The organism is Bradyrhizobium sp. DOA9, from assembly GCF_000617845.2.
Classification (GTDB): Bacteria; Pseudomonadota; Alphaproteobacteria; order Rhizobiales; family Xanthobacteraceae; genus Bradyrhizobium.
Genome location: NZ_DF820425.1, coordinates 5,823,422 through 5,840,459 on the forward strand (window position 1 = coordinate 5,823,422; position 17,038 = coordinate 5,840,459).

The 17,038-nt window shown below is 65.1% G+C and carries 17 protein-coding genes; 9 read left to right on the forward strand and 8 right to left on the reverse strand.

Translation table 11 applies throughout. The features are described from left to right. The first annotated feature begins 1 nt into the window (after position 1). From BDOA9_RS27450 to BDOA9_RS27460, 3 genes are all read left to right on the forward strand, one after another. Positions 2-880, forward strand: a complete 879-nt coding sequence (locus BDOA9_RS27450) for an ABC transporter permease (RefSeq protein ID WP_025037151.1) — start codon at positions 2-4, stop codon at positions 878-880. A 4-nt stretch (positions 881-884) separates the two neighbouring features. Continuing rightward, entirely contained in the window at positions 885-1,616 is a 732-nt protein-coding gene (locus tag BDOA9_RS27455) for an aspartate/glutamate racemase family protein (RefSeq protein WP_025037152.1), read from the forward strand. 177 nt (positions 1,617-1,793) lie between these two features. Next, the gene (locus BDOA9_RS27460; RefSeq protein WP_025037153.1) at positions 1,794-2,288 is read left to right on the forward strand and encodes a hypothetical protein; all 495 of its coding nucleotides are present in this window, start codon (positions 1,794-1,796) and stop codon (positions 2,286-2,288) included. Positions 2,289-2,467: 179 nt separating this feature from the next. Here BDOA9_RS27460 and BDOA9_RS27465 read toward each other — a convergent pair whose 3' ends face one another. The 3 genes from BDOA9_RS27465 to BDOA9_RS27475 all read right to left on the reverse strand — a co-directional run bounded on the left by BDOA9_RS27465 (position 2,468) and on the right by BDOA9_RS27475 (position 4,194). Further along, positions 2,468-2,824, reverse strand: coding sequence for a hypothetical protein (locus BDOA9_RS27465; protein WP_025037154.1), 357 nt, complete (start codon positions 2,822-2,824; stop codon positions 2,468-2,470). Between the two features lie 424 nt (positions 2,825-3,248). Further along, entirely contained in the window at positions 3,249-3,779 is a 531-nt protein-coding gene (locus BDOA9_RS27470; protein ID WP_025037155.1) for a gamma carbonic anhydrase family protein, read from the reverse strand. Positions 3,780-3,864: 85 nt separating this feature from the next. Then, entirely contained in the window at positions 3,865-4,194 is a 330-nt protein-coding gene (locus tag BDOA9_RS27475) for a DUF6949 family protein (RefSeq protein ID WP_025037156.1), read from the reverse strand. Between the two features lie 223 nt (positions 4,195-4,417). Between BDOA9_RS27475 and BDOA9_RS27480 the strand changes: the two genes are divergently transcribed. The 3 genes from BDOA9_RS27480 (at position 4,418) to BDOA9_RS27490 (ending at position 8,996) form a co-directional block, all read left to right on the forward strand. Then, complete coding sequence (locus BDOA9_RS27480; RefSeq protein ID WP_025037157.1) at positions 4,418-5,125, forward strand: hypothetical protein; 708 nt, start codon at positions 4,418-4,420, stop codon at positions 5,123-5,125. Positions 5,126-5,343: 218 nt separating this feature from the next. After that, entirely contained in the window at positions 5,344-7,188 is a 1,845-nt protein-coding gene (locus tag BDOA9_RS27485; protein ID WP_025037158.1) for a caspase family protein, read from the forward strand. A 14-nt stretch (positions 7,189-7,202) separates the two neighbouring features. Continuing rightward, the gene (locus tag BDOA9_RS27490) at positions 7,203-8,996 is read left to right on the forward strand and encodes a caspase family protein (RefSeq protein WP_025037159.1); all 1,794 of its coding nucleotides are present in this window, start codon (positions 7,203-7,205) and stop codon (positions 8,994-8,996) included. A 336-nt stretch (positions 8,997-9,332) separates the two neighbouring features. Here the strand turns inward: BDOA9_RS27490 and BDOA9_RS27495 are convergent, their stop codons facing one another. Beyond that, positions 9,333-9,551, reverse strand: a complete 219-nt coding sequence (locus BDOA9_RS27495) for a DUF3126 family protein (protein WP_007602550.1) — start codon at positions 9,549-9,551, stop codon at positions 9,333-9,335. 132 nt (positions 9,552-9,683) lie between these two features. After that, positions 9,684-10,508 carry a serine O-acetyltransferase gene (gene cysE / locus BDOA9_RS27500; protein ID WP_025037160.1) on the reverse strand — a complete coding sequence of 275 codons (825 nt, stop codon included), beginning with the start codon at positions 10,506-10,508 and terminating at the stop codon, positions 9,684-9,686. 288 nt (positions 10,509-10,796) lie between these two features. On the opposite strand from cysE, the gene BDOA9_RS27505 reads away from it, so the two are divergent. Then, positions 10,797-12,155 (forward strand): hypothetical protein, encoded by a 1,359-nt coding sequence (locus BDOA9_RS27505; protein WP_025037161.1) that lies wholly within the window; start codon positions 10,797-10,799, stop codon positions 12,153-12,155. A gap of 904 nt (positions 12,156-13,059) precedes the next feature. Continuing rightward, positions 13,060-13,245, forward strand: coding sequence for a hypothetical protein (locus BDOA9_RS27510; RefSeq protein WP_025037162.1), 186 nt, complete (start codon positions 13,060-13,062; stop codon positions 13,243-13,245). Between the two features lie 188 nt (positions 13,246-13,433). Here BDOA9_RS27510 and BDOA9_RS27515 read toward each other — a convergent pair whose 3' ends face one another. Continuing rightward, complete coding sequence (locus BDOA9_RS27515) at positions 13,434-13,847, reverse strand: hypothetical protein (protein ID WP_025037163.1); 414 nt, start codon at positions 13,845-13,847, stop codon at positions 13,434-13,436. Positions 13,848-13,954: 107 nt separating this feature from the next. On the opposite strand from BDOA9_RS27515, the gene BDOA9_RS27520 reads away from it, so the two are divergent. After that, positions 13,955-14,890: a LysR family transcriptional regulator gene (locus BDOA9_RS27520; protein ID WP_025037164.1), complete on the forward strand. Its 936-nt coding sequence runs from the start codon at positions 13,955-13,957 to the stop codon at positions 14,888-14,890. 11 nt (positions 14,891-14,901) lie between these two features. Here BDOA9_RS27520 and BDOA9_RS27525 read toward each other — a convergent pair whose 3' ends face one another. Both BDOA9_RS27525 and BDOA9_RS27530 read right to left on the reverse strand, forming a co-directional pair. Continuing rightward, complete coding sequence (locus BDOA9_RS27525) at positions 14,902-15,657, reverse strand: alpha/beta fold hydrolase (protein ID WP_025037165.1); 756 nt, start codon at positions 15,655-15,657, stop codon at positions 14,902-14,904. A 117-nt stretch (positions 15,658-15,774) separates the two neighbouring features. Next, positions 15,775-16,911 (reverse strand): hypothetical protein, encoded by a 1,137-nt coding sequence (locus tag BDOA9_RS27530; protein ID WP_025037166.1) that lies wholly within the window; start codon positions 16,909-16,911, stop codon positions 15,775-15,777. Positions 16,912-17,038: the final 127 nt, after the last annotated feature.

Consider the following 17,038-nt stretch of genomic DNA (forward strand, 5'->3'; position numbering starts at 1 on the left):
CATGAAGGAAGGACGCCCGCGCTCGTTCTACGTGCTCGCGATCTTCTTCGCGGCCTATGTGCTGTTCCTCTACGGGCCGATGATTGCGATCTACGTGCTGTCGTTCCAGGGACCGCAGGGCGGCCTCACCTTCCCGATGAACGGCGTGTCGACCTTCTGGATCGCGAAACTGTTCCAGGGCACCGGCATCGTCGATCTCGGTGCCGCCTTCCGCCGATCGCTGCTGCTCGGCATCGTCGTGATGATCGTCACCGTCGTGCTGTCGGTCGCCGCCGGCATGGCGTTCCGGCGCAAGTTCAAGGCGCAGAGCATCCTGTTCTACTCGGCGATCGCCAGCCTCATCGTGCCCTCGATCATCACCTCGCTCGGCATCTCGCTCGAGTTCCGCATCATCGACGACCTGATCAAGGCGCATTGGAACGAGAATTTCGAGACCTCGATGGGCCTGCTCACGTCGGGCTTAGGCGCGCACCTGACCTGGACGCTGCCGTTCGGGCTGCTCATCATGTTCGCGATCTTCAACCGCTTCGATCCGCGCCTGGAAGAAGCCGCGCGCGATCTCGGCGCGACACCGTGGCAGACGTTCCGCCATGTCGTGCTGCCGATCATCCTGCCCTCGGTGATCGGCATCGGCCTGTTCGGCTTCACGCTGTCCTGGGACGAGCTGGCGCGCTCCAGCCAGGCGATCGGCGCGGTGAACACGTTGCCGCTGGATCTTCAAGGCCTCACCACCACCGTGACCAACCCCGACATCTACGCGCTCGGCACCGTGATCTCGGCCGTCTCGTTCACGGTCATCACGCTTGCGCTCGGCACCATCCACGTGCTCAACAAGCGGCAGGCGGCCAAGGGCTCGGACGCCGGCAAAGGGCTTGTCTGATCTGATGCGGCTTCACGTCGTCAATCCCAACACAACGGCGTCGATGACGGCGAAGATCGCCGCTGCCGCGCGCAGCATTGCCCTCGCCGACACCGCGATCGATGCGCGTCAGCCGGCGATGGGCCCGGTCTCGATCGAAGGATTTTACGACGAAGCTTTCGCCGTGCCCGGGATGCTCGGCTGCATCCGCGAAGCCGATCGCGACGGCGCGGACGCGCACATCATCGCCTGCTTCGACGACACCGGCTTGGATGCGGCGCGTGCCGCCGCCAAGGCACCGGTGATCGGGATCGGCGAGGCCGGCTTCCACCTCGCGAGCCTGATCGCCGCGCGCTTTGCCGTGGTGACCACGCTCGGCGTCTCCATCGTGCCGATCGAGCACAACTTGCGGAAATACGGCCTCGCCGAACGCTGCGCCTGCGTCCGCGCCGCCGAGGTCCCGGTGCTGGCGCTTGAAGAGCGCAACATTGATGCGCTCGGCAAGATCTCGGCGGAGATCACCGCCGCCATCCGTGACGACCGCGCCGAGGCCATCGTGCTCGGCTGCGCCGGCATGGCCGATCTCGCGAGCGAGCTCGCCGCCACGCACGGCCTGCCCGTGGTCGACGGCGTCGCCGCCGCAGTGACGCTGGCGGAATCACTGGTGCGGCTGGGGCTGACGACGTCCCGGCTCGGCCCCTATGCGGCCCCGCGGCCGAAGACCTATTCCGGGCCGTTTTCGCCGTTTCAGCCCTGATTCCCGTCCCTGACGGGTATTCGGAGGCTGATAAAGCCCAACGGTTGTTGGTTTTTCGCCTTTAGCCTCTTTTTGGTCCCATTCCTTGCGGAAACGTAACGCTTTCGGGACGCCCCGGCTGCCCAAGGGCTGCCGGCCTACGCCACGCACCAAGTTTCAATTTGGGTTTTGTCAGCGATGATCGATCTCGCCCAGGACACGCCGTCCAACTCCCTGCTTCGCCTTGGCGCCCAGCCGATCGCGCTGACCGCCGCCGCCCTTCTCCTGCTGATCGCCGGAGTGACCTCGATCGCGATCTGGCGCGCCTATTCCGGCGCCGCCCCCGAATCCGACCGGGTGGTGGCATCGCGGCAGCTGCAGGCCCGCACCGCCCAGGCCTCCGAGCAGCTGGTCGAGAAGACCAAGGGGCTGGAGGCGACGCAGCAGGAATCGATCGACCAGCTCCAGATGGTGCAGGACCAGCTCCAGACGATGAAGCGGCTGATGGCGGCGCAACAAGCCGACACCAAGCGCCTGTCCGAGCAGGTCACGGCCTTGAACGACTCCATCGAGGGCCTGCGGCAGTCCTTTGCCAGTGCACGGGCGACCGAGGTCGAGACGCCATCGGTCACCCGCAGGAAACCGGCACGGCATCGCGCCCACGCCAGCGCGCGCAAGCGCTCAAGCGGCTGAGCCGATCACGGGCGGGAACTTTATTTTCGCCACTTGTGAACTGGATCACATTCGCCCGTATGATTCCACGCCATGCTCACCGCTACCGGATGGCGTGAGCCGATTTCAATATCCGGGGCTGGCAAGGTCGTTGACGGTATACTGCGTCAACGACCTTGTTTTTTAACGGCTATTCCGCCTCACTCGCAGACGTCGACCCGGCGATAGCGCCATCCCGATGGGGTCATGACACGCTTGCGCGCCACATAGCAGCCGCCATAGCCATCGTTGTAGGCGGGCCCATAGTCGTCGGGAACGGCGTAATAGGGATAGCCGTACCCATATCCGTAATAGCCGCCGTACAGGCCGGCGCCGGCGATGCCCGCTCCGATCGCCACGCCAGGCCAGAAGCCGCCGCCATGCCAGTGGCCGCCATGGCCCCAACCGCCACCATGACCCCAGCCACCGTGCCCAAATCCTCGCGCCTCCGCCGCCTGCGGCACTGACAACCCGATCACTGCGAAGGCGAGCGCCGCCTTCAACGTCCTGCGTAACATCACTCGATTTCCCTCCGCGCGGACACGCTCCACGCTTCAACGCAGGACCAAGCTAACGTCAGCCGGTCCTTCGTGACAGACACGCTGTCTCACTTCCGCGCGAGTATCAGCAACCGCGGCAGATGCTCTTCAATTTCCTGTCGAGCTGGCGGTTCTCGGCGTTGACGGCGGCGTCAACCCCGCCACCGCCTGCGGCGCTGCCGGTGGTGACTCCGGAGCCCGCGCCGGATGATTGCGCCGAAAGCGAGGAGGCAAATCACGATGACCGATCACGATCCCTTTGCAGAGGGCGAACGCGCCGCGCGTGACAATATTCCGGCTGAGGCCAATCCCTACCACGACGGCAGCGACGAGCACGCGCTCTGGGCCGCCGGGCACGAGAAGGTGGTGGGCGCGATCGAAGCGCGAGTCCGAAGGCAGTTGATCAACCGATCCGCTTCAGGCCTTTCGAAAAGCGCGGGCCGTTGGCAACGTAGAACTTGGCCGCACTCCCCATCTTCTGCACCTGAGCATCGTCGAGCGTGCGGATCACGCGCGCGGGCGAGCCGATGATCAGCGAGCGCTCGGGGAACTCCTTGCCCTCGGTGATGACGGAGCCGGCGCCGACGATGCTGTTGCGGCCGATCCTGGCGCCGTTCATCACGATCGAGCCCATGCCGATCAGCGCGCCGTCCTCGACGGTGCAGCCGTGCAGGATGACGTTGTGGCCGACGGTGCAGTTCCTGCCGATGTGAAGCGGAAAGCCGAGATCGGTGTGGCAGGTCGAGCCGTCCTGCACATTGGCGCCCTCGCCGATCTCGATCCACTCGTTGTCGCCGCGCAGCACCGCGCCGAACCAGACGCTCGCGCCCGGCTTCAGGCGCACCCGGCCGATCACGGTCGCGGTCTCGGCGATGAAATAATTGCCGTCGGCGGGAAGGTCGGGCGCCTGCCCGTCGAGCTCGTAGATGGCCATGGACGTCTCCTGTCGCGTTGACGACTGGCATAGCCAAACGGCAGCCGCGACGCAAAGGGCCGGCCGCGCTCAAAGCGCGCGGGGATCAGACCAGAAGGCCGGCGGCGCGCAGCGTCATCAGGAAGAAGGTGCCGCTCATCATGCTCCAGAAGGCGGCGATGACGGTTGCCATCATCACGAATTCCACGCGGCGGCTTTCCACCCGCACGCCGCGCAGCGTGTTACGCATGATGATGAAGGGGGCGGCGAACACCAGGAAGGGAACCGCCGCGAAGGTTTTCGGGGCCACGCCGTCCTGCAGCAGGCCGAAGCCGGCGGGCCGCTGCGCCAGCGCCTGGTATCCGCTCACGAGCGCGCCCGCGAGCGCGAAACCGATGCAGATCGAGAAGAAGGAGTTGAGAGCCTCAGGTGTCATCGGAACTGCTCCGCCCTTACGCAACGCGCGTGCCTTCCTGTGACAAGGAGAGCGCGTTAACGCTACATTATCCTTAAGGAAAGGTTAACGCGGCCGGCCACCCCGCGCAGGGGCCGTCCCCGATCCCAGGCAGCGGGAACGCTGCGCGAAACCGCGGTCGCGTGGCATATTCGACACTGATTCGTCGGCCATCGGCCGACCTCCGGTCGATCTCGCGCAATTCATGACATTGTTCTCGGCAGCTCCCCTCAGGTCCCCCCGCACGCGCACCCGGGCGCATGTCGTCCCGATCGTGCTCGGCGGCGCGGCTGCGGCCGCTGCGATCGCGCTGGTCGCCTATCTGCTGTGGCCGACCTGGGGCAGCCGGGGCGCGAACGCCCCGGACAAGCTGCCGGTGAGCGTCGGCGGCACCTTGTTCAACCTGCCGGTGACCGCGATCCGGATGAAGATCCAGCGGCACTCAGGGCCGCAGGAGCGCATCGACCTCGACTTCCTCTATCCCTCGCTGGAGCCGCCCGGCGCGCCCAGGCACGTCACCTCCGACACGGCGGAAGCGGCGCTGCAGTCGATCGACCGCATCTTCCTGTCGATCGCGGCCCATCACGATGCGCTCTCGCCCGAGCAGCGCACCGCCACGATCTATCCGCGTTATCTCGACCGGGCAGCAGTCAGCCCGGCGGACGGCCTGACGATGCGGACGTTCCGCACCGACACGCCCTATGGCAGCGAGGACCTCTACTCGGCTGCAAGCCCCGCGCTCACCGCGCGCTGCACGCGCGATGCCGCCACCCCGGGCATGTGCCTCGCCGAGCGCCGCGTCGGCGGCGCCGACCTCACCTTCCGCTTTCCGCGGAGCTGGCTGTCGCAATGGCGCGAGGTGGCCGAGGCGATGGACAGGCTGACGGCGCAATTGCGCGGGCCGCGGGGCTGAGCGGGACCGGCTCCCAAACAAAAACGTCGAAAACAACCCCATGCACAGTAGCCAAGTGTGGGCGTCATCGAGCATTTTCGTTTTTTTCGAATAATGATTGACCCTTCGGGGCAAAACAGGGCATGATGGCCGCGTTTATGTGTGACTGATATCACTGAGCGTAGATTGCGTTTGGCCATGCTGCGAATATTCTGACGCTATTGCATTCGGGGGCTGGAATGCGGCTTCGGCTGTTTGTTTTGTTGATTTTTGCGATCTGGGTCGGGACCGGCGCTGCGCTGGCCGAAAAGCGCGTCGCGCTCGTCATGGGCAATTCGGCTTACAAGAACGTGGCGCGGCTGGCGAACCCCGCGAACGATGCCGCCCTGGTCGGCGGCATGTTCAGGAAGGCCGGGTTCGATGCCGTCGACATCAAGCTCGACCTCAGCGTCGTCGACATGCGCAAGGCATTGCGCGAGTTCGGCAGCAAGGTCCGGGATGCGGACGTTGCGGTCGTCTACTACGCCGGCCACGGCATCGAGCTCGACGGCACCAATTATCTGATCCCGACGGACGCCACGCTGGAAACCGACACCGACGTTCTCGACGAGGCGTTCGCGCTCGACCGGGTGCTGTTTGCGGTCGAGCCGGCCAAGCAACTGCGCCTCGTCATCCTGGATGCCTGCCGCGACAATCCCTTCGCCAAGACGATGAAGCGGACGATCGCCTCGCGTGCGATCGGACGCGGCCTCGCCAAGGTCGAGCCGACCAGCCCGAACACGATGATCGCTTTTGCGGCGAAGGCTGGCTCGACTGCATCCGATGGCGATTCCAAGAACAGCCCGTTCGCCACAGCTCTGGTCGAACGTCTGCCGACACCGGGGCTCGACCTCGGCAAGGCGTTTCGCTTCGTGCGCGATGACGTGCTCAAGACCACCGGCAACAAGCAGGAGCCGTTTGTCTACGGCTCGCTCGGCGGCGACGACGTGGCCCTGGTTCCGGCGAAGCCGGTCGCGACCGGGCCGCAGGCGAATCCGCAGGACGCAATTCGCCGCGATTACGAGCTGGCGCTGCAGGCGGGCGATCGCGACGCATGGGAAGCGTTCCTCCAGGCCTATCCCGAGGGTTTTTACGCGAATCTTGCGCGGGTGCAGTTGAAGAAGATCAGTGCCGAGGACGCCCGCGCCATCGCAACAGAGAAAGCCAGGCAGGCCGAAGAGGAGAAGGCCCGGCTCGTGGCAGAGCGCGCCAAGAAGGCCGAGCAAGACAAGGCTGCAGCCGCCGCAAAGGCTGCCGAAGATGCTCGCATTGCGGCCGAGAAGGCCAAGCAGATCGAGGAGGCCAAGGCGGCGGCCGCCGAGCAGCGCCGGAGGGACGCCGAAGCCGCCGTCGCCAAGGCGCTGGCCGACAAGCAGGCTGCCGAAAAGGCGCTCGCCGAAAAGATTGCGAACGACAAGGCAGCTGCCGAGCTAGCCGCCAAAGAGCAGGCTCAGCGTGACGGCGAGCAGAAGGTCGCGGCGGTGGCTCCGACTCAATCGCCGCCCAGTCTCTCGCCGCAGGAAACAGCCAAACTCGTGCAGTCAGAACTCCGTCGAGTCGGCTGTCTGGCGAGCAATGCGGACGGCGACTGGAATGCGACGTCGCAGCGCTCGCTGGCCCTGTTTAACAAGCATGCCGGCACGAAGTTCGATGCCAAGCTCGCAAGCTTCGACGCGCTCGATGCGATCAAGGCCAAGTCGGGCCGGGTCTGCCCGCTCGTGTGCGATCGCGGCTTCAAGGCCGATGGCGATGCATGCGTCAAGATCGCCTGCCGCGCGGGTTATCGCATCAACGACGACAACGAGTGTGAGAAGGTCCAGGACAAGAAGCCTGTTGCAACCCGTGAGGATGCCAAGCCGCGGGACGACGAGAGGAAGAAGGTCGAGGCTGCGCCCGCGAAGCCGCAGGCAACCGGCCAAATCTATTGCAGCAGTGCGGGTTGTAGGCCTGTCCGGCCGGGGTGTCGGCTCGAATCCTGGGGCGCCACCGGCGTCCAAAAGGGCAGTTACGGCGCCGGCACAAGTACGTTCGAAGTCTGCAAGTGAGAACAAGGGCTGTCATGGGCACGCTTCGGTTTTTCTTGATCGCGTTTGCCGTATGGCTCGGATGTGGACCGGCGCTGGCCGAGCGGCGCGTTGCGCTCGTCATGGGCAACTCGGCCTACAAGAACGTGGCGCGGCTGGCGAACCCTGCCAACGATGCCGCACTGGTCGGCGGCATGTTCAGGAAGGCCGGTTTCGATAGCGTCGACATCAGGCTCGACCTCAACGCCTCCGACATGCGCAGGTCGTTGCGCGAGTTTGCGGGTCGGACGCGCGATGCCGACGTTGCCGTCATCTACTATGCGGGACACGGCATCGAGCTGGACGGCACCAACTACCTGATCCCCACTGATGCCACACTGGAAACGGACGGCGACGTGCTGGACGAGACCATCGCGCTGGACCGCGCGCTCTTTGCCGTCGAGCCGGCCAAACAACTGCGTCTCGTCATTCTGGACGCTTGCCGGGACAATCCGTTCGCCAAGACGATGAAGCGGACGGTTGCCTCTCGTGCCATCGGCCGCGGCCTCGCCAAGGTCGAGCCGACGAGCCCGAATACATTGATTGCCTTCGCGGCCAAGGCGGGCTCGACAGCTTCGGATGGCGATACCAAGAACAGCCCGTTTGCTACGGCTCTGGTCGACCGCCTGCCGACGCCGGGGCTCGACCTGGGCAAGGCCTTTCGCTTCGTTCGCGATGATGTGCTGAAGAGCACCGGCTACAAGCAGGAGCCTTTTGTGTACGGCTCGCTCGGCGGCGATGACGTGCCGCTGGTTGCGGTCAAGCCGGTCATCGCCGGCCCGCAAGCCAACCCGGACGCCGAAATCCGGCGCGACTACGAACTGGCGCTTCAGCTCGGCACGCGTGACGGATGGACGGCCTTCCTCAATCGCTTTCCGAGCGGCTTCTATTCCGATCTCGCCAAGGGCCAGCTGAACAAGATCGCCGCTGAAGAAACCCGCACTGCTGCTGCGGAGAAGGCGAGGCAAGCCGAGGAAGAGAAGGCCCGACTTGCCTCCGACCGCGCCAAGAAGGCCGAGCAGGAGAAAGCAGCAGCGGCCGCGAAGGCCGCCGAGGACGCCAAGGCAGCGGCGGAGAAAGCCAAGCAGATCGAGGAAGCCAAGGCGGCTGCCGCCGAGCAACGCAGGAAGGACGCCGAAGCGGCTGTTGCCAAGGCGCTAGCCGACAGACAGGCCGCCGAAAAGGCGGCATCCGAGCTCGCCGCAAAGCAAGCGTCCGAGAAGGCTCAGCGTGACGGTGAGCAGAAGGTCGCGGCCGTGGCCCCAACTCAGTCGATGCCCGGCCTTTCGTCCCAGGAGACCGCGAAGCTGGTGCAGTCCGAGCTGCGCCGGGTCGGTTGTCATCCGGCTCCCGCGGACGGCATTTGGACCGACTCGTCGCAACGCTCGCTAACGCTGTTCAACAAATATGCCGGAACGAAGTTCGACGCCAAGCAGGCGAGCTTCGAGGCGCTCGACGCGCTGAAGAGCAAGCCAGGACGCGTTTGCCCGCTGGTGTGCGATCGTGGCTTCAAGGCCGATGGCGACACTTGCGTCAAGATCACCTGCCGCGCCGGCTATCGCGTCAATGACGACAATGAATGCGAGAAGGTGCAGGACAAGAAGCCGGTTGCTACCCGCGAGGATGCCAAGAAACGGGACTCGGAGCGGAAGCAAACGGAGGCTGCCCCCGCGAAGCTGCAGGCGTCTGGTCAAATAGTCTGTACCGGAACGGGGGGAATCTGTCGTCCAGTTCGCCCCGGCTGTTCGCTTGAGCGAAGGGGTATCGGCAACGTCGAGGTCTGCAATTGAGCACGTAATGCTTTTCAGGATGCTCCTCCAGCAATGCTGGACTGAAAACCTGACCGTCCCCGGAATCGGGGCGTCATTGCGAGCGCAGCGAAGCAATCCAGAATCCCTCCGCGGAAAGATTCCTGGATTGCTTCGCTGCGCTCGCAATGACGGTGTTGAGAGAACGCGCCTCGATCTCGATGCGTGCCCCGGACGCAGCGCAGCGTCTCTTTGACGATGCGCTGCAGAGCCGGGGCCTGTGCTGGAGAGATACAGTGCGTGGCTTACTGGGTCCCGGCTCTGCACTGCAACGCTAAGCAGCATTGCAGTGCGCCCGGGACACGAAAGGCGTCGAAACTATTCCTGATCGACCAGATCGTCCTCGAGGATCGCCATCTGGAACTGGAACGAGCGATCGTCGTCCTCGTCGTCGACGAAGAGCACGCCGATGAATTCCTCGCCGATATAGACTTCGGCGGAATCGTCCTTCTTCGGCCGCGGCACGACGCGGATCTTGGGATTGCCGAATACGCGCTTCAGATATGCATCGAGCTTTCTGACTTCTTTGACGTCCACGGCAAGTCTCCGATCGAAAATGTCTGGCCGCGTTTTAGGACGAGATGCGGCGAACCGCCAGCACGAATTGTCAAAGAATTTGGGGAGGAAAAGGGCCGGAAAACCCGGCCCTTCGCAGCACCCGAGGCCCGCTCAGAGCCCCATCGCGTTGATCATCTGGTCCATGGTGCGCGACGGCTCGGCGCAGCCGGCTTCGCCGACGATCTTGGCCGGCACGCCCGCGACCGTGACGTTGTGCGGCACCGGCTTGACCACGACCGAGCCGGCCGCGATGCGCGCGCAATGGCCGATCTCGATGTTGCCGAGGATCTTTGCGCCGGCGCCGATCAACACGCCGTGGCGAATCTTGGGGTGACGGTCCTCGTTCTCCTTGCCGGTGCCCCCTAGCGTGACGCCGTGCAGGATCGAGACGTCGTCCTCGATCAGCGCCGTCTCGCCGCAGACGAAGCCGGTGGCGTGGTCGAGGAAGATGCCGCGGCCGATGCGCGCGGCGGGATTGATGTCGGTCTGGAACACCGCCGAGGACCGGCTCTGAAGGTAATAGGCGAAATCCTTGCGGCCCTTCAGATAGAGCCAGTGCGCGAGGCGATGGGTCTGGATGGCGTGAAAGCCCTTGAAGTAGAGCAAGGGGTCGATGAAGCGCGAGGTCGCGGGATCGCGGTCGTAGACGGCGACGAGATCGGCGCGGAAGGCGTTGCCGAGATCGGGATCGTCGCGCAGCGCGTCCATATAGGCCTGTCGCACCAGGTCGCCCGACAGCGCGGAATGATCGAGCCGCTCGGCGACGCGGTGGACCACCGAATCCTCGAGGCGCCCGTGATGCAGCACCGACGAATAGATGAAGGTCGCAAGCTCCGGCTCGCGGCGGACGATGTCCTCCGCTTCGCTGCGGATCCGGTCCCAGATCGGATCGAGCGATGCGAGCTTTCCTCCCGGATTGACCTGATGCACTGCCATGGATGTTCTCTTTGGAATTTGCTCTTCGAATGGGCGTCCGTTGCTCTCTGTATAGCACAGTCTAGGCGACGAAGTCGTGGCTGGCTTGCCTGAGAGTGAACTCACCCTGCCCCGAGGGGCATGCCAAGGCTTTGAAACACAAGGGTTTCTTTGGACGCCCCAAGCGGCAAGGTCGGCTCAAGGTGGTCAGAGTTTCGCCAAATTCAAGGCGGGCGGCTTCAAACTATTGGTGAATTCTCTTCGAGCCGTTATTGGGGTCATTGATCTCCAGCGAGGCCGGGAGCGGATTTGAGCATCACCACCGATCGATTGCGCGCGCGCGCCGCGGGCTCTTTTTGGCTGCGGCTGGCGGCGGTGGCCTTGCCTCTTCTGATGATCGCACCCGCGGTCTGGAACGGCTATCCGCTGTTGCAATGGGATACCGGCGGCTACCTGGCGCGCTGGTACGAGGGCTATCTCGTCCCCAGCCGCTCCACGGTATTCGGCCTCTATTTGCATTATGGCGAGAGCTTCGGCTTCTGGATCAACCTCGCGGTCCAGTCGCTGGCGGCGTTGTGGCTGCTGCAGCTCACGCTTCGCGTGCTGGGCTTGATGCAGACCTTTCGTTTCGTCGCGATCAGCCTCGCCCTGATGCTGTCGACCGCGCTGCCCTGGCTTGCGAGCATGCTGCTCACCGACATCTTTGCCGGGCTCTCGGTGCTGTCGCTGTTCCTGCTGGCTACAGGCGCAAGCCGCACCTCCACGCTCGAGAAGATCTCCCTGTTCGTCTTCACCGCCTTTGCCGCGGCGACCCACAGCGCCACGCTCGGCGTGCTGCTGGGGCTATGCGCCATGGGGTGGATGGTGCGGCCGTTCGTGGGCGGGCGGCTGCCACTCGCGGGGCTGACGCTGGCGAGCCTCACCATCGTCGCGGGCGGCCTGATGCTGGTGTCGGCGAATTACGCCCTGTCCGGCAAGCTGGCCTGGACGCCGGGCGGTTATGGCGTCGCCTTCGGCCGCATGATGCAGGACGGCATCGTCGCGCAATATCTCAACGATCGTTGCCCGCGCGAACATTACAAGCTCTGTCCCTACCGCAACGAGCTGCCGGCGAGCGCCGACGAGTTCCTGTGGGGCAAGAGCATGTTCAACACGCTCGGCCGGTTTCAGGGCATGAACGAGGAGATGGGCACCATCGTCATGCAGTCGCTGAGGGATTATCCGGCCTGGCAGGCCGGCGCGGCGCTCCGCGCCATGGGCCAGCAATTGCTGCATGTGGCGACCGGCGAAGGCACCAACGGCTGGATCCCGCACACCCGCGGCATCATCGAGCGCTACATCCCCGCGCAGGCCGCAGCCATGCGCGCGGCGCGGCAGCAGAATTGGCAGCTCGACTTCACCGCGATCAACTGGCTGCACGTGCCGGTGGCGCTGGCCTCGATGCTGGGGCTGCTCGCCCTGCTGGCACATGCGTTGGCGAGCCGCCGGCTGGACGATCTGACGCTGCTGGCGGCAACCGTGACGCTGGCCCTGCTCGGCAATGCCTTCATCTGCGGCGTGATCTCCGGCCCCCACGACCGCTACGGCGCGCGCATGGTGTGGGTGGCGACGTTCGTGGTGCTGATGGCGGCGGGACGGCGGCTGGGCGAGGACGGCAAAGCGGGGTGAGACGGGGGTGAAGAGGCATCCGGTGGCCGGCGTGCACGTCTGCACCAGACTCGCTGCAGATTTTCCTCCAGCATGATGAAGCGGAATTCCAGAGGGAGCCGAGAGCAGAAAACAATCCCACGCGCTTTTGCGTCCAGCCCCTGTGTAAGCTCTTCACCCGCTGGGGTTGAAGGTTCCGGCCATTACCGCTACGGTCGGCGGTCTCAACTTGGGGGTGTACTATGAAATCGATGAGTATTTATTCTGCGTTTTTCGTCGTGCTGGCCGGATTGCCGTCTGCCCACGCCCGCATCGTGTGCAATCATGATCCGGTATGCCAAGCTAAGCGTGACGGCACGAGTGTGGATCAAGCTCGTAAGAGAGAGCAAGGGGTGACCGCCTGCGTGAGCGCTGTCGGTTATACTCGCGCGGATTGGAGCGCGTACAGGGTGCCAGAGGGTCCCGCCACGAAGGTCCGGGCATGTCTTGCCAAGAAGGGCCTACCCACGAACTAAGCGAACTGATTTTCATGTTTTTCATGAGGTCGTTGAATGATCCGCATGTTCACATTGCTTGCGCTCGCAGCAATCTGCTTCCAATTGCCGCCCTCTGAAGCGTCTGCTCGAGATCTGTCCATGTGCACGGCAAGCTTTCCGCTCGCATGCTGCAAACAGTCGTATGCAAAAACATGGCCCATTTGGTTCGCTGACGGGAGCAGCGCAAGAGGCTAGAAACTACGATATGCGACTTTGCGTGGATCGGTTGGCGAAGAAGAAGAGCCGCTGAGCGCTCCGGATTGACCGTGTACCTTCGGGGATCGCGCGCTGCCATTGGCAAGCGGGCGGTCACATGAGAGGAGTGGGCGGGATCGGCGGCCAGCCCCGAGGAAGTAGACTTCTCGAGAACGGAAGATTTAGGATCGGCCATGCTCATCCTCATTGGCCCGATCTTATTTATCGTTCTGATCCTTGTCGCCATCAGGCTGCAGAAACAGGGCTTGGCCGGCTGGAAAGTTGCGCTGCTCGTCGTTTTCGGCTCTGCTTTGATCGTGGCAATCATGTTCGGATTGCTGTTCATCGGCTTCGAGGGCTTTGACCGCCCACCGGGCTGATCAAGGGCACCCGGAATCTCCAGAGAGTGAACGCGGGCGGGGCTTAGGCCAAGTTTATAGCCTCACCCCGCCGCGACAGAAACTTCAGCCCGCAGGATGGGTAGAGCGCCAGCGAAACCCATCAATCCGTTCGCCGCTGTCGAAGCATGATGGGTTTCGCATCGTACGCGTTCTCGCCTCGCTGTGTTTCACATCGCCTTGGCGAGCGCGAACAGCCGGAAATCCTCGAGCGCCGCGTGCCGATGCGGGGCGACGTCGCGACGGTAATCGTCGGTCTCGACGATCGCGCGAAACGTGGCGAAATCGCCGTATTCATTGACCGCCGCTTCGTCCCAGCGTTCGCCTGGCGAGCCGACGATGGGCGCCAGGACCGGGACGGAGAATACCCGCACCAGCGGCTTGCCGGCCGCCAGACGCCGGAATGCCGGCCTGTAGCGTTCATTGAAGGCTTCCCGGCCTGAGCAGGGCGCGGCGTCGAAGCCGTCCTCGTAATGGGCCTGCGCGCGGTAGCGCAGCAGATTGAGCATGTAGACCGGCTGGCCGGATGGAATCGCGCGCTCGGCGGCGTCGAGGGCTTGCAGAGTGATTTCGATGGGGTTCATCGGACTTCCCGTGTTCTTGGCGCTGCAGAATGCGCGCTGACGCTTCCTAGCTAGCCGTTCGGACTTCGCCCTTGTAGTGACTGCGAAGCCATGACTATGTGGACTCCATGTCCACAACGACCTTGCCCCCCGATCTCTCGCGCCTGCTCGCCTTCGTCCGCGTCGTCGAGGCGGGCTCCTTCGCCGAAGCGGCGCGGCGGGCGGGGACGACCACCTCGGCGATGTCCAAGGCGGTCGCCCGTTTCGAACAGGCTCACGGGTTGCGGCTGTTGCATCGCTCCACCCACTCGCTGGCGCTGACCGACGAGGGCGACAGGCTGATGGCGGCAGGACGCGCGCTGGTCGAAAGTCTCGCCCGCGTCCAATCCGCGCTCGGCGACGTCGCGCGCGAGGATGGCGGACGGGTGCGCGTGACCGCTCCCGCCTCGTTCGCGCGCGCCTGCATCCTGCCGCGGCTGCCCGCGTTCCTGCGGGAGCGGCCGGAAATCGAGATCGAGGTCAAATTCCGCAACGAGATTCTCGATCTCGCGGCGGAAGGCGTCGACGTCGCGATCCGCTCAGGGCCGCTCGACCGCGCGCCAGGCCATCAGGCGCGGCGGCTTTGCACCTTCTCCTGGATCGCGTGCGCCTCGCCCGCCTATCTGAAGGCGCGCGGCGCGCCGGCTACTCCTCACGAGCTTTCCGCGCATGACCACGTCGGCTTCCGCAATCCCGCGAGCGGTCAGATCCTGACCTGGCGCTTCGCCGATCCGCGCGGCAAAGGACCCATTCGCATCACGCCCAAGCCCAAGCATATTTGCGACGACGCGCATGCGTCGCTCGCGTTGATCGTCAATGGGTTCGGGATCGGCTGGGGGCCGGCATGGCTCGTCCACGAAGACCTTCGCGCCGGCCGGCTGGTCGAGGTGCTGGCGCCCTGGCGCGCGCCCGCGGAACCGCTGTGGATGCTGCGCACCTCCGGCCGCCGCCCGCCCCTGCGCACGCAGCGCGTCATGTCGTTCCTCAACACGCTTCCCGCCGCGTTCAGCGACAAGGCGGTGTGAGGCGGCGGGCCTCAGCCGCGGCGCGACAGGAAGTCGAGCACGCCGGTCTTATAGACTTTGTCGCCGACCGCGCGCATGTGGTCGCGGTTTGGAATGTCGAGCACTTCCGCGCCGGGGATGATGGCACCGAGCGCGCTGGCGCTGCCTGCGACATCGTCGGTGGTGCCGACGGCGATCAGCACCGGCACCTCGATGCGCGCGGCCTCTTGCCTCGTCATGAGATCGCGCGTGCCGCGCAGGCACGCGGCGAGCGCGCGGCGGTCGGAGCGGGTCTGGTCGGCGAAGGCGCGAAAGGTGCGGCCGACGGGATCGGTGACGTCGTCGAGCGACGGCGCTTCCAGCGCTGTGGCGACGTTCTCGCCGGGGCCGGTGCCCTCGATCAGGCCGCCGATGCCGATGCCGCCGAGGATCGCCGAGCGCAGGCGCTGCGGCTCGTTGAGGGAGAGCCAGGCCGTCATCCGCCCGCCCATCGAATAGCCCATGATGTCGGCCTGCGGGATGGCGAGATGATCCATCAGCGCGAGCACGTCGCCGGCCATGACGGGTATAGAATATTGCGCGGGCTCGTAGAGCTTTGCGCTCTCGCCGTGGCCGCGATTGTCGAGCGCGATGACGCGGCGGCCGTTCTTGCGCAGCTCCGACACCCAGGTCGGATAGACCCAGTTCACGTTCTTGCTGGAGGCAAAGCCGTGCACCAGGATGATCGGATCGCCCTCGCCTTCGTCGAGATAGGCAATTTCAACGGCGCCGTTGTGAAAGCTCGGCATCAGCAGTTCCGTGAGGTGTTTGAGGGGATGACGCGATCTTAGAGCACGATCCGGCAAAGAGTGCAGCGGTTTTCCGGCAACATCGTGCTCAAACAATAGCCTGACGTGCGCAACGCCTCAGACCGCCGCGGCCGCATTGGCCAAAGCAGCGTCGGCCGCTACTTGCGCGCGGCGCAGCCGCCGCGCTCTCTTGCGATCGCACCAGGCCTGGGTAAGTCGCTCGGTGGTGGCCTTGATGGAGGAGAGCAGGCCGAACAGCGTCACGACCGCACCGAACAGCCACATCGCCAGATCGAACGCGCCGCCGACGAGCAGCAGCGCGCCGCGGCCGAGCAGCTTGATGATCGCGCGCGTCTTGCCGCCTTGCGCTTCCGCAAGCCGCGCCGCGCGCGCGACGTCCTTGGGACCTTCGGCGATGCGGAGCGTATCCATCGCCCCGCGCGTTCCGGTCTTTCCGGCGATGCGCGTGACGTCCTTGCCGAGCCGGACCAGCGCACCGGCCTTCTCGGCCCGGAACGCGGCCTTGATCGCGCTCACGGTCTGGCCGGGGCGCAGCACCGAGCCCGATGCCACCGCATTCCGCAGCATCGGCGCGTCGACGACCTCGCGCGCGGAGCGGCCGGCCCATGCGGCGAGCCCCTCGCCGAGCCGTCCGAGCTTGCGCGCATCCTTCACCAGCGTCAGTCCGGCGCGCACCGGCGCGGCACCGCCGACGGAGACATAGGTTGCCGCCGTCACCGCAAGGCCGGCCGCCGCAAGGGAGAGCACGAGGCGGTCGGTATCCTCGCCCATGGCGAGGTGCTTGCCCTCGCGCACGACGTCCCTGATGTCGCCGAACACGAAGAGATCGCCGGCCACGGTCCCCGACAGGCTCGCGACGTCGTCCGCGTTGCCGGTGACGAGACCGGTGGCGAAGCGCCTGGCGAACTGCGAGGTGGAATTCTCCGCTTTCACGGCATCGCCGACGCGGCTCAAGAGGTCGTCGGGAAGCGCGATGTTGCGCTCGCGCGCCAGCGCCACGAAACTGTCGGCGAGATCGGCATCGCCGGCGGCGAGCGCGGCCTCGATATTGTCCTGAACCAGGCGATCGTTGTGCCGGAGCAGTGCATCGAGCTTCAGCTCGGAGAGTGCGGCCGGATCGTCCTGGGCAGCCAGGATCGCGCCGGCCTCGCGGGCATGCGGCGCCACCTGCGCGAGCATGAAGCCGAACGCGGCTACCGCCGCCAACGCCGTACTGATTCGCAGCCACTTCATGTGGAAAAGCCCGGATGCTCCCAAGTTCGCCCGCGCGGAACGATAAGTCTTTCGTCGCGATTTCACGCAACCTCAGAGATAGTATGCCAAAATTGCGACACAACGTCCCCGACGAAAGAAGGGCTTC

Bases quoted from the DNA above. Each gene is read 5' to 3' on its own strand.
- BDOA9_RS27450 (WP_025037151.1), top strand. From the start codon at position 2: ATGAAGGAAGGACGCCCGCGCTCGTTCTACGTGCTCGCGATCTTCTTC.
- BDOA9_RS27455 (WP_025037152.1), top strand. From the start codon at position 885: ATGCGGCTTCACGTCGTCAATCCCAACACAACGGCGTCGATGACGGCG.
- BDOA9_RS27460 (WP_025037153.1), top strand. From the start codon at position 1,794: ATGATCGATCTCGCCCAGGACACGCCGTCCAACTCCCTGCTTCGCCTT.
- BDOA9_RS27465 (WP_025037154.1), bottom strand. From the start codon at position 2,824: ATGTTACGCAGGACGTTGAAGGCGGCGCTCGCCTTCGCAGTGATCGGG.
- BDOA9_RS27470 (WP_025037155.1), bottom strand. From the start codon at position 3,779: ATGGCCATCTACGAGCTCGACGGGCAGGCGCCCGACCTTCCCGCCGAC.
- BDOA9_RS27475 (WP_025037156.1), bottom strand. From the start codon at position 4,194: ATGACACCTGAGGCTCTCAACTCCTTCTTCTCGATCTGCATCGGTTTC.
- BDOA9_RS27480 (WP_025037157.1), top strand. From the start codon at position 4,418: ATGACATTGTTCTCGGCAGCTCCCCTCAGGTCCCCCCGCACGCGCACC.
- BDOA9_RS27485 (WP_025037158.1), top strand. From the start codon at position 5,344: ATGCGGCTTCGGCTGTTTGTTTTGTTGATTTTTGCGATCTGGGTCGGG.
- BDOA9_RS27490 (WP_025037159.1), top strand. From the start codon at position 7,203: ATGGGCACGCTTCGGTTTTTCTTGATCGCGTTTGCCGTATGGCTCGGA.
- cysE (WP_025037160.1), bottom strand. From the start codon at position 10,508: ATGGCAGTGCATCAGGTCAATCCGGGAGGAAAGCTCGCATCGCTCGAT.
- BDOA9_RS27510 (WP_025037162.1), top strand. From the start codon at position 13,060: ATGCTCATCCTCATTGGCCCGATCTTATTTATCGTTCTGATCCTTGTC.
- BDOA9_RS27515 (WP_025037163.1), bottom strand. From the start codon at position 13,847: ATGAACCCCATCGAAATCACTCTGCAAGCCCTCGACGCCGCCGAGCGC.
- BDOA9_RS27520 (WP_025037164.1), top strand. From the start codon at position 13,955: ATGTCCACAACGACCTTGCCCCCCGATCTCTCGCGCCTGCTCGCCTTC.
- BDOA9_RS27525 (WP_025037165.1), bottom strand. From the start codon at position 15,657: ATGCCGAGCTTTCACAACGGCGCCGTTGAAATTGCCTATCTCGACGAA.
- BDOA9_RS27530 (WP_025037166.1), bottom strand. From the start codon at position 16,911: ATGAAGTGGCTGCGAATCAGTACGGCGTTGGCGGCGGTAGCCGCGTTC.